We start from the raw sequence: 12,545 nt of genomic DNA, 5'->3' as shown, positions 1-12,545 counted from the left end.
AGGAGTGCCGTGACACGCCGTCTCTTCACGTCCGAATCGGTCACGGAAGGCCACCCGGACAAGATCGCTGACCAGATCAGCGATGGCATCCTCGACGCGTTGCTGACCGAGGACCCCCACAGCCGCGTGGCAGTGGAGACCATGATCACCACCGGTCAGGTGCACATCGCCGGTGAGGTGACCACCAAGGCGTACGCCGACATCCCGACGATCGTCCGCCGGACCATCCTCGACATCGGTTACGACTCGTCGAAGAAGGGCTTCGACGGCGCCTCCTGTGGGGTCAGCGTCTCCATCGGCGCCCAGTCCGAGGACATCGCGCAGGGTGTGGACAACGCCTTCGAGTTGCGCACCGGGGCGTCGGAGAGCGCGCTGGACGCGCAGGGCGCCGGCGACCAGGGCATGATGTTCGGCTTCGCCTGCTCGGAGACGCCCGAGCTGATGCCGCTGCCGATCGCGCTCGCGCACCGGTTGGCCCGCCGCCTCTCGGCCGTGCGCAAGGACGGCACGATCCCGTACCTGCGGCCGGACGGCAAGACCCAGGTCACCATCGAGTACGAGGGGCTGCGCCCGGTCCGGCTGAACACCGTTGTGGTGTCCAGCCAGCACGCCGCCGACATCTCGCTGGACTCGCTGCTCACCCCGGACGTGCGCGACCACGTGATCGCCCCGGAGCTGGAGAGCCTCGGCCTGGACACCGACGGTTACCGGCTGCTGGTCAACCCGACCGGCCGGTTCGAGATCGGCGGTCCGATGGGCGACGCCGGGCTGACCGGCCGCAAGATCATCGTCGACACCTACGGTGGGTACGCCCGCCACGGTGGCGGCGCGTTCTCCGGCAAGGACCCGTCGAAGGTGGACCGCTCGGCCGCGTACGCGATGCGTTGGGTGGCCAAGAACGTGGTCGCCGCCGGCCTGGCCGAGCGGTGCGAGGCGCAGGTCGCGTACGCCATCGGCAAGGCGCACCCGGTGAGCCTGTTCATCGAGACGTTCGGCACCGAGACGGTGCCCGTCTCCTCGATCGAGAAGGCCGTCACCGAGGTGTTCGACCTGCGTCCGGCCGCGATCATCCGGGACCTCAACCTGCTCCGCCCGATCTACCAGCAGACCGCCGCGTACGGCCACTTCGGCCGGGAGCTGCCGGACCTGACCTGGGAGAGCACCGACCGGGCCGCCGACCTCAAGTCGGCCGCGGGAGCCTGACCGCCACCAAGCACAGCGACCGGCGACCCGCTGATGGGTCGCCGGTCGCACGCGTCTGCGTGGATGTCGGGTTGGCGCACCTGGACCGGCCGTTCGACTACCTTGTGCCGGCGGAGCTGGACGAGGTGGCGGTGCCGGGTACCCGGGTGAAGGTGCGCTTCGCCGGGCAATTCGTCGACGGGTGGTTGCTGTCACGCGCCGACGACTCCGGGCACACCGGCCGCCTCGCGTACCTGGAGAAGGTGGTCTCCCCGGAGCCGGTGCTGGCACCCGAGGTCGCCCGGTTGGCCCGGGCGGTCGCCGACCGGTACGCGGGCAGCCTCGCCGACGTGCTCCGGCTCGCCGTGCCACCCCGGCACGCGCGGGTGGAGAAGGAGCCCCACGACGAGCCACCCACCCCGACGGCCCCCACCGGGGCCTTCGACCCACGCGGATGGCGCGACTACCCGACCGGCCCGGCCCTGCTGCGGGCGCTCGCCGACGGCCGGGCCCCCCGCGCGGTCTGGTCGGCGCTGCCCGGTGAGGACTGGGCGGCCCGTTACGCCGACGCGGTGGCGGCCACCGTCGCCGGTGGGCGCGGCGCGGTGGTCGTGGTGCCCGACGCGCGTGACCTCGACCGCCTCGACGCGGCGCTCACCGGTGTCCTCGGCCCGGGGCGGCACGTCACCCTCTCCGCCGCGCTCGGTCCGGCCCGGCGCTACCGGGCGTTCCTCGCCGCTCGCCGTGGCCGGGTGCCGGTGGTGATCGGCACCCGGGCGGCGATGTTCGCCCCGGTGGCCCGGCTCGGCCTCGTCGCCGTCTGGGACGACGGCGACGACCTGCACTCCGAGCCCCGGGCGCCCTACCCGCACGCCCGCGACGTGCTGCTCACCCGCGCCCACCTCGCCGAGGCCGGCGCGCTGGTCGGCGGGTACGCCCGGACGGCCGAGGCGCAGCTGCTGGTGGAGACGGGCTGGGCCCCGGAGGTGGTCGCCGACCGGGCCACCGTGCGGGCGCGGATCCCGGCCATCGCGCCGACCGGGGACGACCCGCAACTGGCCCGCGACCCGGGGGCCGCCACCGCCCGGCTGCCCAGCCTGGCCTGGACGGCTGCCCGCGACGCGCTCCGCCAGGACCTGCCGGTGCTGGTGCAGGTGCCCCGCCGCGGCTACCTCCCGTCGATCTCCTGCGCCGAGTGCCGCACTCCGGCCCGCTGCGCGCACTGCGCCGGCCCGCTCGCGCTGCCCTCGGCCGGCGGCACGCCGGCCTGCCGGTGGTGCGCCAGGGTGGCGGCCGCGTACGCCTGCCCGGAGTGCGGTGGACGGCGGCTGCGGGCAGCGGTGACCGGCGCCCGGCGGACCGCCGAGGAGCTGGGTCGGGCGTTCCCCGACGTCCCGGTGCGCACCTCGGGGCGCGAGGAGGTACTGACCGACGTGCCGGGTGGCGCGGCCCTCGTGGTGGCCACCCCGGGCGCCGAGCCGGTCGCCGAGGGCGGCTACGGCGCGGTGCTGCTGCTCGACTCGTGGGCCCTGCTGACCCGCGCCGATCTGCGCGCCGGTGAGGAGGCGCTGCGCCGCTGGCTGGCGGCGGCGGCCCTGGCCCGCCCGGCGCCGGCCGGTCGGGTGGTGGTGGTCGCCGACGGCGCGCTCGCCCCCGTGCAGGCGCTGCTGCGCTGGGACGCCGCCTGGTTCGCCGGTCGGGAGCTGGCCGAGCGTCGGGAGCTGGGCTTCCCGCCGGCCGTGCGGATGGCGAGCGTCACCGGAGCGGCCGAGGCGGTGGCGGACCTGCTGGCGGCGGCCCGGCTGCCGGACGACGCCGAGGTGCTCGGGCCGGTGCCGGCCGAGGAGGGCCGGGAGCGGATGTTGGTCCGGGTGCCCCGGGCCCGCGCCGCAGCGCTGGCCGAGGCGTTGCACTCGGCCGCTGGCGTCCGGGCCGCTCGCAAGGCCGCCGATCCGGTTCGTCTCCAGGTCGATCCGCTGAGCCTGTTCTGAGGTGTTTCGGCCGGTGCCGGCGGTCGCGGACCTCGCCCGCTGCCGGCGGCCCTCGCACACCGCGTCCGGCAGGGCGGTGGCGTCCGAGTGGTAGCATCGCCCGTCATGCCAAGGCGTACGACGGGCTCCAGGTCGCGAGGGGGCGTCAGCCGCGCCGAGCTGGAGCCGTCGTGGGATGCCGCGACGATGGCGGGAACGCGTCGCTCGGGCGCGAGGTCGATGATGTCAGTGAGCCGGTGATCAGGGGTGGACCAGTCGTGACCGTTGGACAATCGATCGTCTTCAACGGCGACCTCGGCAGCGGCAAGAGCACCGTGTCGGTCGAGATCGCCAAGCGGCTCGGCATGCGCCGGGTCAGCGTGGGGGACCTCTACCGGGAGATGGCGCAGCAGCGGCAGATGACCGCCCTGCAACTCAATCTGCACGCCGAGCTCGACCAGGCAGTGGACGGCTACGTCGACCAGCTCCAGCGGGACATCGCCGCCTCCGGTGAGCGCCTCGTGATGGACTCCCGGCTGGCCTGGCACTTCTTCACCGACGCGCTCAAGGTGCACATGATCACCGAGCCGGGCGAGGCGGCCCGCCGGGTGCTCGCCCGACCGTCCGGCCCGGCCGAGAGCTACGCCTCCCTGGACGAGGCCAAGGCCAAGCTCCGGGAGCGCAGCGTGAGCGAGCGCAGCCGGTTCATCATCCGGTACGGGGTGGACAAGGCCCGCCTGCGCAACTACGACCTGATCTGCGACACCACCCGGGCCACCGCCACCGAGGTGATCGAGCACATCGTGGCCGCGTACGAGGGCACGCTCGGCGCCGAGGTGCTGCGTGACGGGCCACCGCTGCTGCTGCTGGACCCGGCCCGGGTCTACCCGACCGAGGACATCGCCACCCTGCGGGGTCTGTGGGACACCGACTTCGTCGGTGGGGTGGCCGAGGCCGGCGACGAGGCCCTCGAACCGTTGAAGATCGGGTTCACGGGTGAGTACTTCTTCGTCGTCGACGGTCATCGCCGCCTCAGCGCCGCTCTGCAGAACGGGTTCTCCTTGGTGCCCGCCCAGTTGGTCGCCGAGGTCGACGAGCCGGTGGTGGGCGGGATGACCGCTATCGACTACTTCGCCGCCCAGGTGCGCCCCGGCCTGATCTACGACTGGGAGGCGGCTCACAAGATCCAACTGCCGTTGCCCGAGCCCGCGCTGCTCCGTGGCGACGCGGTGCTCGCGGGGGACCCGGGCGCCAGCGTCTGAACCGGCCTGTGGCCGGGCCGACGCGCGGGGTACGCGCGCCGGCCCGGCCACCGAGTCGTTCGGCGGTCGCCGAGACGGCTCAGCCGAGGACGACGCCCGAGGCGCCGACGCCGGCCATGCCGGAGAAGATGTCCTCGTAGTAGAACCGCCAGGCGCAGACCCGGCCGGCCTTCACGTAGCCGGTGCAGGCCGTCGACGTGTTGGTGTCGTCGATGGCGGTGTTGGTGCCGGTGGCCCAGACCTGGAGCGTGTTCGCCGAGTTCACGATCTCCACCGGGCCCCCGCTGTCGCCCTGACCGACGGCGTTGGTGCCGGTGGTGTTCTCCGCCTGGACCTGGCCGCAGACCTGACCAAAGTCACGCACGTTGATGCAGAGGTTGCGGGCCTTCACCTGGATCGAGCAGCGGGTGCCGGAGTACGCGCCGGAGGTGCACACCCAGTTGCCGACCTGGCTGGCCGACGCGCCGATCACCTGGTTGCTGAACTCGCTGACCACGTCGCCGTTCGCGGCGGTGCTGTTGTTGAAGACCCGACCGCCCGAGGCGCCGGAGAGCAGCAGGGTGTCGGTGCCGGCGTTGCGGGTGCCGACGATGCCCATCGACTGCCCGGTCGGGTCGGTCGCGGCGTTGTTGATGTTGCCGCAGTGTGCGGCGGAGAGGATGCGCGCGGACCCGCCCTGGAAGACCCCGAAGCCGGTCGAGCAGCCGCCGCCGGTGTTGGCGTTGCGCCAGGCGGCGCCGCCCCACCACGGCGCGGTGTCGTCCCACCGGGTCGCGGGCGCGGCGGCGACCTTGGTCTGCACGGTCACCGGCACGCCGGCCATCGCCGTCGCGCCGAGCAGCCCGTCCTGCGTGCCGACGAGCAGGCCGGCGCCGTCGGCGCGTGGCCCGACAGTGGTGATCTCGTCGCCGGCCTTGGCCCGCAGCCGATCGGCCGCGGCGAGAAGTTCCCGCTGCGAGTACGCGGCGGGCAGCACCTGGGTGGCGACGGTGGCCCGGGCGGTGGCCACCAGGCTCGCCGGCGCTTCGCCCTTCCAGTAGACCTGGAGGTGGCGGGTGGTGGGGTCGGCCACGATGCCGGCGAAGCCGGAGTTCGGGCTGCGCTGGGCCACCTTCGTGATCCGGTCGGCGGCGTTGTTCATGCGCTGTTGCAGTCGGAGCAGCTCCGACCAGGAGGCGAAGCCGCCGGGTACCGGCGTGCTGTCGACGAAGGAGCCGGTGGCGGCGGCCTTGCCGCCAGGAGCGGCGGTGGCCGGTGTGGCGGCCACGCCCGCGGCGAGCAGCGCGAGACTGACCGCGGTGATGGCGACGCGACGCAGCAGCGCCACGGGGCGTCGGGTGGTCGGTTGTGGACGGATCATCGGGTACCTCTTCCCCCAGGTGTCGTGGAGCGGGCCGGGCCCGCACCAGGACGGTGGCACTGGTGTCGACGCCTCGGGGCGGATCCTGGACGGGGCTGGACACCGTTGGACACCGCCGGACGGGGACACCGTCCGTAGTGGAACTGTCATACATTGGCAACCGTCTATCGAGCGGCGCGGGGTCGGAATTACCCTGCCCGTGCGCATCCGGGGGGCCGGATGACCGGGGTGGGGGTCGCATGTCTGAACAGTGGATACCGTCCGGCACTCATCAGACGTCACATGGGTTGCCCGAGCTGGCCCGCGCCGGCACCGAGGCGCAGACACTGCCCGAGTTGGCCGGACTGCTGCGCCAGCTACGTCGCCGCGAAGCCCGTCAGCAGGGCGAGACCCTGCTGACGTACCGGCAGTTGGCCGCGAAGACCGGCTGGTCGCGCGGGATCATCGGGGAGTACTTCGCCGGCAACATCCTGCCGCCGCCGGAACGGTTCGACGCTCTCATCCGACTGCTCGGGGCCACCCCCGCCGAACAGGGAGTGCTGGCCACCGCGCGGGACCGGGTCGAGGAACGGCGTCGCAGCCCGAACCGCGACCGGCCCACCACCGGGCGGGCGGCGGCGCGGGCCAGGGCCGGCGGCCCCGGCGCCACGTTTCACCGGTTCCCGACGCCCCGTCAACTGCCCCCGGCGCTGCCCGGGTTCGTCGGGCGCGCGGCCCAACTCGCCCAGCTCGACGACGAATGCGCTCGCGCCGGGGGGTCCGAGGACGACGGCGTGGCGTCGGTCACCGTCATGACGTTGTCCGGTACGGCCGGGGTCGGCAAGACGACCCTCGCCGTGAACTTCGCGCACCGGGTCGCCGATCGCTTCCCGGACGGCCAGCTCTACGTCGACCTGCGCGGGTTCGACGCCACCGGAACTGTGGTGACGGCCGTCGAGGCGGTCCGCGGTTTCCTGGAAGCCCTCGAGGTGCCGCCCGAGCGCATCCCCACCCACCTGCCCGCGCAGGTGGGCCTCTACCGCAGCCTGCTCGCCGGCCGCCGGATGCTGGTGCTGCTGGACAACGCCCGCGACGCCGACCAGATCCGACCCCTGCTGGTCGGCAGCCCGACCTGCCTGGTCCTGGTGACCAGCCGCAACCGGCTCGCCGGGCTGATCGCCGCCGAGGGTGCCCGGCCGATCGGCGTCGACCTGCTCAGCGCCGCCGAGGCCTGGCAACTGTTGGCCCGGCGGCTCGGCACCGACCGGTTGGCGGCCGAGCCGCAGGCGGTGGACGAGATCATCGAGCGGTGCGCGCGGCTGCCGCTGGCGCTGGCGGTGCTCGCCGCGAGAGCCGCGGAGAAGCCGACGTTCCCGCTGGCCACCCTCGCGGCCGAACTGCGGGCGGCGCCGCGACCACTCGACTCGTTCGACGGAGGGGACACCGGCACCGACGTGCAGGCCGTCTTCTCCTGGTCGTACCGGAGCCTGACCCCGGCGGCGGCCCGCCTGTTCCGGCTCTTCGGCTGCCATCCCGGACCGGACATCGGGTTCGCCGCGGCGGCCAGTCTGGCCGGGCTGCCCCGGGCCCAGGTGCCCCGACTGCTGGCCGAGCTGGCCCACGCGCACCTCGTCACCGAACACGCCCCCGGCCGGTTCGGCGCGCACGACCTGCTCCGGGCGTACGCGGCCGAGCAGGTCGAACGCCTCGAACCGGAGGGGGCCCGGCGGGCCGCCATCCGGCGTGGGCTGGACCACTACCTGCACACCGCGCACGCGGCGGCGCTGCTGCTGCAACCGGGACGGGACCCGGTCACCCTCACCGCCGCCGCGCCGGGTGTGCTGCCCGAGGAGATCGCCGACCTCAATCAGGCGCTCGCCTGGTTCAGCGTCGAGTATCCGGTGCTGCTGGCGGCGGTCGCCCACGCGAGGCGGGTCGGGTTCGACTGCCATGCGTGGCAGCTGGCCTGGACACTTGTGGACTTCCTGCAACGCCGGGGGCGGTGGCCGGACCTGGCCGTGGCCCAGCGGAACGCCCTGGCCGGGGCGCAGCGGGCCGGCGACCGACAGGGGCAGGCGAACGCCCACCGCGACCTCGCCCGGGTGCTGTCCCGGCTGGGTCGGGTGAACGAGGCGGCGAGGAACTACCGGCAGGCCCTGGTGATCTTCGCGGAGCTGGCTGACCACACCGGGCAGGCCCGCACCCACCGGGCGTTCGGCGCGATGCTCGACGGGCTCGGCCGGCACGCCGAGTCCCTGGAGCAGAGCGAGCGGGCGCTGGCGCTGTACCGGGCCGCCGGGCACGTCGCCGGGGAGGCCAGCGCCCGCAACGCGGTGGGGTGGGCCTACGCCCAGCTCGGCCGGTACGAGCCGGCGCTCGGGCACTGCCGGGAGGCGTTGGCGCTGCTGCGGACGACGGGCGACCGGCACGGCGAGGCGAACACCTGGGACAGCCTCGGCTTCATCCACGCCCGACTGGCCGACCACCGGGCCGCGATCCGCTGTTTCCAGCGGGCCCTCGGGCTGTACCGGCGGGTCAGCGACCGCTACGACGAGGCGGACACCCTGTCCCGGCTCGGCGAGAGCCGGCGGGCGGTGGGGGACGTGGCCGGCGCCGCGCGCACCTGGCGGCGGGCACTGGTCATCCTCGACGATCTCGGCCACCCGGACGCCGAGCGGGTGCGGGAGCTGTTGGCCGGGGAGCCCGCCGGTGACGCTGGGCACACCGGCGGTGGTTGAGCGAGGTGCGCCGCCCGCCGCCCGGCCGGGCACTCCGTAGACTGGTACGGCACCGCTCGTCCACCCGAAGAAGGAGCCGTCCCGCGTGACCGTCCAGCCCATCCGTCTGTTTGGGGATCCGGTGCTGCGCACGCCGGCCGATCCGGTGGTCGACTTCGACGCCGAGCTACGTCGGCTCGTCGCCGACCTCACCGACACGATGCGTGAGCAGAACGGCGCCGGCCTGGCCGCGCCGCAGCTCGGTGTGAGCCTACGGGTGTTCACCTTCGACGTCGACGACGTCCTCGGGCACCTGATCAACCCGGTGCTGGAGTTCCCCGACGAGGAGGAGCAGGACGGCCCGGAGGGCTGCCTGTCCATCCCCGGGCTCTACTTCGACACCAAACGTCGGCAGAACGTCGTCGCCAAGGGCTTCAGCTCGTTCGGCGACCCGATGCAGATCGTCGGCACCGGCCTGATGGCGCGCTGCGTGCAGCACGAGACCGACCACCTCGACGGGGTGCTCTTCCTGGACCGACTGGACCCGGAGGGGCGCAAGGAAGCCATGAAGGCGATCCGCCAGGCCGAGTGGTACGACGCGGCGGCCCCGCCCACCGTCAAGCTCAGCCCGCACATCAGCGACCCCTTCGGTCTGGGGCGCTGACCCGGATGCGCGTGATCTTCGCCGGCACGCCGGCCGTCGCCGTTCCCGCCCTGGCCGCCGTCGCCGCCTCCCGACACGAGCTGGTGGCAGTGGTCACCCGACCCGACGCGCCCGCCGGGCGTGGGCGGGGCCTGTCCCGCTCGCCGGTCGGCGCGTGGGCCGACGAGCACGGCGTCGAGGTGCTCACACCGGCCCGCCCCCGCGAGCCGGAGTTCCTCGACCGGCTACGCGAGTTGGAGCCGGCCTGCGTGCCGGTGGTCGCCTACGGCGCGCTGGTGCCGCCGGCGGCCCTGGAGATCCCCCGGCACGGCTGGATCAACCTGCACTTCTCCCTGCTGCCCGCGTGGCGTGGCGCCGCACCCGTGCAACACGCCGTGCTGCACGGTGACGAGCTGACCGGGGCCAGCGTCTTCCAGTTGGAGGAGGGCCTGGACACCGGCCCGGTCTACGGCACGCTGACCGACGAGATCCGCGCCACCGACACCTCCGGTGACCTGCTGGGGCGGCTCGCCGATTCCGGTGCCGGGCTGCTGGTGGCGGTGCTCGACGCGATCGCCGACGGCACCGCCCGCGCCGAGCCGCAGCCGGCCGACGGGGTGTCGCTGGCGCCGAAGCTGACAGTGGATGACGCGCGGGTGCGCTGGAGCGACCCGGCCTTCGCCGTGGACCGGCGGATCCGGGCCTGCACGCCCGCGCCGGGTGGCTGGACCACGTTCCGCGACGAGCGGGTGAAACTCGGCCCGGTCGTCCCGGTGCCCGATGGCCCCGAGTTGAAGCCGGGGGAGTTGCTGGTGGAGAAGTCCCGGGTGCTGGCCGGCACGGCGACAGTGCCGGTACGTCTCGGCGAGGTCCGCGCCGCGGGCAAGCGGGCGATGGACGCTACCGACTGGGCGCGCGGCGTCCGGGTCGGCACTGGAGAGGACTTCGCGTGACGGCACCGGAGGGAACCCGACCGACGCGCTCCGGCCCGTCGACCGGCCGTGGCGGGGACCGGCGTCCGGTCCGACCACCGCTGGACCGACCGCGCCGTGCCGCGTACGAGGCGGTGGCGGCGGTGCACCGGGACGACGCGTTCGCCAACCTGGTGCTGCCCATCATCCTGCGGGAAGAGGGGTTGTTCGGTCGGGACGCGGCCTTCGCCACCGAGCTGACCTACGGCACCCTGCGCCACCTGGGCACGTTGGACGCGATCCTGACCGATGCTGCCGGCCGGGACGTGGCCCGGATCGACCCGCCGGTACGCGACGCGCTGCGGCTCGGGGCGTACCAACTCCTGCACACCCGGGTGCCACCGCACGCCGCTGTCTCCTCGACTGTGGATCTGGTCCGTTCGGTAGCACCGGGCGCGACCGGCTTCGCCAACGCGGTGCTGCGCGAGGTGTCCACCCGTGACGCCGACGCCTGGGTGGCGAAGCTCGCTCCACCGATGGAGACCGACCCGGTCGGGCACCTCGCGCTGGCGTACAGCCACCCGCAGTGGATCGTGCGGGCCTTCTCCGAGGCGCTCGGCGGCGATCTGGGCGAGACGGAGCGTCTCCTGATCGAGGACAATGAGCGCCCGCCGGTGCACCTGTGCGCCCGGCCCGGCCTGATCGACCCGGTCGAGCTCGCCGACCAGGTCGGTGGTGCGCCAGGTGCCTTCTCGCCGTACGCCGTCTATCTGCCCGGCGGGTCGCCGGGCGACATCCCGGCGGTGGTCGACGGCCGGGCCCACGTCCAGGACGAGGGCTCCCAGCTGGTGGCCACCGCGCTCGCCGACGCGCCGCTGGACGGCCCGGACGGACGTTGGCTGGACCTGTGCGCCGGCCCGGGTGGCAAGGCCGGGTTGCTCGGCGCGCTGGCCGCGCAGCGGGGTGCCCGGGTGACAGCGGTGGAGGTGGCCGAGCACCGCGCCCGGCTGGTCTCCCTGGCGACCCGGGACCTGCCGGTGGCCGTGCTGACCATGGACGGCCGTGAGGTCGGCGGCGACCCGAAACTGCCGGAACAGCACTTCGACAGGGTGCTTGTCGACGCGCCGTGTACCGGGCTGGGGTCGCTGCGCCGTCGGCCGGAGTCGCGCTGGCGTCGCCAACCGTCCGACCTGCCGCCGCTGACCCGGCTGCAACGGGAACTGCTCGGCGCGGCGCTGCGGGCGGTCCGCCCGGGTGGCCTGGTCGCCTATGTCACCTGTTCGCCGCACACCGTCGAGACGCACGTGACGGTGACCGAGGCGGCCCGCCGTAGCGGGGTTCCGGTGGACTTCGTGGACGCCCGCCCGTTGCTGCCGGCCGGCATGCCCGGTCTCGGTGACGGGCCGACAGTGCAGCTCTGGCCACACCGCCACGGCACCGACGCGATGTTCCTCGCCGTCCTGCGCCGGGGCTGATCCGTTCCAGGCGTCCGGCCGGTCAGCCGACCGGCCGGACGCCGTGCGCTCACGCTCGGCTCGACCGACGCTCCCGAAACACGCCCGGGCCTGTGCTGAGCCCGCAGGCCGGCCGGGGGCTTTGACACAGGCCCTAGGTGACCGGGAGGCCCTTGGTGCCGGCGCTCTTCATCGAGCGGGTCAGGTTCCGGTCGGAGATCCAGAGGAAGCACTGCACGCCCCGGTTCCCGTTGCGCCACTCCTCCTCGTACGGCTGGTAGTAGATCGTGCCGGCGCGGAAGTCGAGCTGGGAGTTGTCCGGAACCTTGGCGTACTTGGCGATCATCGTCTGGCAGGCCCGGTGGGTCCGCTTGGTGCTGCGGGTGAACTCGGCGTAGCTGGTGTCCGGCGCCTGCCAGACGCCGACGAACTCGGCGTGGTGCTTGGCGGTGCAGGAGACCGGCACCATCTCGTCGATGTCGTCCTTCACCAGCTTCGGGTTGAAGCAGCGGTACGCCAGCGGGGCCGCTCCGGACAGCGCGCCCCGCAGGGTGCCGGTGCGCAGGTCGACCGCCGTGTCGTCGATGCTGGCGATCTCGGTGACGTCGCAGCGGTACCAGCGGGCTCCGCCCGACCAGGCCTGCGGCGACGGCAGCACGACGGTCAGGCCGAGTCGCCCGGAACGCCAGTCGGCCCCCACCGCCTTGTTGACAGCCGTGTCGCACCCGGTCTGCGCGGCCCGCATGCCGGCCGAGCCGGGCTGCGGGGGTGTGCCGCCGTCGGCGCCCGGGCCGGTGAGGGTGCCGACGTGCATGGTCTCCACCCGGTGCGCCTCGGTGCACGCCGTCGGGTTGTAGCCGGTCAGGAAGCCGACCTGCTGGGAGCTCTGGTGGCAGACGTCGGCAGCGGGGACGAACTGCTGCGCCGCGACGGGCGCCGGCCAGTCGTCGATGAGGTCACTGTCGATGCCGGCGGGTGCGCCGCACCCGGCCAGCGCCAGGGCCAGCGCCCCACCCCCGGCGAACGCCGCCAGCCACCGTCGCATCCCGACCTCCCGCCGCTGCTGG

Annotated in this window: 9 protein-coding genes; 7 read left to right on the top strand and 2 right to left on the bottom strand. The window is 73.9% G+C overall.

Going from position 1 to position 12,545, the window contains the following annotated elements:
* Positions 1–9 precede the first annotated feature (9 nt).
* The 3 genes from metK to AB0B94_RS31570 all read left to right on the top strand — a co-directional run bounded on the left by metK (position 10) and on the right by AB0B94_RS31570 (position 4,414).
* Positions 10–1,203, top strand: a complete 1,194-nt coding sequence (gene metK / locus AB0B94_RS31580; protein ID WP_091401916.1) for a methionine adenosyltransferase — start codon at positions 10–12, stop codon at positions 1,201–1,203.
* Positions 1,204–1,262: 59 nt separating this feature from the next.
* The gene (locus AB0B94_RS31575; protein WP_357289062.1) at positions 1,263–3,173 is read left to right on the top strand and encodes a primosomal protein N'; all 1,911 of its coding nucleotides are present in this window, start codon (positions 1,263–1,265) and stop codon (positions 3,171–3,173) included.
* Positions 3,174–3,430: 257 nt separating this feature from the next.
* Entirely contained in the window at positions 3,431–4,414 is a 984-nt protein-coding gene (locus tag AB0B94_RS31570; protein WP_357289059.1) for an AAA family ATPase, read from the top strand.
* A gap of 79 nt (positions 4,415–4,493) precedes the next feature.
* Here AB0B94_RS31570 and AB0B94_RS31565 read toward each other — a convergent pair whose 3' ends face one another.
* A complete protein-coding gene (locus AB0B94_RS31565; RefSeq protein ID WP_357289056.1) occupies positions 4,494–5,774 on the bottom strand; it encodes a hypothetical protein in 1,281 nt (426 codons plus the stop codon).
* A 239-nt stretch (positions 5,775–6,013) separates the two neighbouring features.
* Between AB0B94_RS31565 and AB0B94_RS31560 the strand changes: the two genes are divergently transcribed.
* From AB0B94_RS31560 to AB0B94_RS31545, 4 genes are all read left to right on the top strand, one after another.
* Positions 6,014–8,491 carry a tetratricopeptide repeat protein gene (locus AB0B94_RS31560; protein WP_357289053.1) on the top strand — a complete coding sequence of 826 codons (2,478 nt, stop codon included), beginning with the start codon at positions 6,014–6,016 and terminating at the stop codon, positions 8,489–8,491.
* Between the two features lie 85 nt (positions 8,492–8,576).
* Complete coding sequence (def, locus tag AB0B94_RS31555; RefSeq protein WP_091401921.1) at positions 8,577–9,134, top strand: peptide deformylase; 558 nt, start codon at positions 8,577–8,579, stop codon at positions 9,132–9,134.
* Between the two features lie 5 nt (positions 9,135–9,139).
* Positions 9,140–10,066 carry a methionyl-tRNA formyltransferase gene (gene fmt, locus AB0B94_RS31550; protein ID WP_357289049.1) on the top strand — a complete coding sequence of 309 codons (927 nt, stop codon included), beginning with the start codon at positions 9,140–9,142 and terminating at the stop codon, positions 10,064–10,066.
* Positions 10,063–11,499: a transcription antitermination factor NusB gene (locus AB0B94_RS31545; RefSeq protein WP_238671591.1), complete on the top strand. Its 1,437-nt coding sequence runs from the start codon at positions 10,063–10,065 to the stop codon at positions 11,497–11,499. Before fmt ends, AB0B94_RS31545 begins: the two co-directional genes overlap by 4 nt.
* A gap of 133 nt (positions 11,500–11,632) precedes the next feature.
* Here the strand turns inward: AB0B94_RS31545 and AB0B94_RS31540 are convergent, their stop codons facing one another.
* Positions 11,633–12,523 carry a septum formation family protein gene (locus tag AB0B94_RS31540; RefSeq protein WP_357289164.1) on the bottom strand — a complete coding sequence of 297 codons (891 nt, stop codon included), beginning with the start codon at positions 12,521–12,523 and terminating at the stop codon, positions 11,633–11,635.
* Positions 12,524–12,545 lie beyond the last annotated feature (22 nt).

The organism is Micromonospora sp. NPDC048986 (genome assembly GCF_040649335.1).
Taxonomy (GTDB): Bacteria; Actinomycetota; Actinomycetes; order Mycobacteriales; family Micromonosporaceae; genus Micromonospora; species Micromonospora alfalfae.
Note: the sequence above shows the minus strand (reverse complement) of the source record. Positions and strands in the feature narration are given on the sequence as shown.

What these genes read in the sequence shown, in the direction of transcription:
- AB0B94_RS31540 (WP_357289164.1), bottom strand. Translation starts at nt 12,523, where the DNA reads ATGCGACGGTGGCTGGCGGCGTTCGCCGGGGGTGGGGCGCTGGCCCTG.
- AB0B94_RS31565 (WP_357289056.1), bottom strand. Translation starts at nt 5,774, where the DNA reads ATGATCCGTCCACAACCGACCACCCGACGCCCCGTGGCGCTGCTGCGT.
- AB0B94_RS31560 (WP_357289053.1), top strand. Translation starts at nt 6,014, where the DNA reads ATGTCTGAACAGTGGATACCGTCCGGCACTCATCAGACGTCACATGGG.
- fmt (WP_357289049.1), top strand. Translation starts at nt 9,140, where the DNA reads ATGCGCGTGATCTTCGCCGGCACGCCGGCCGTCGCCGTTCCCGCCCTG.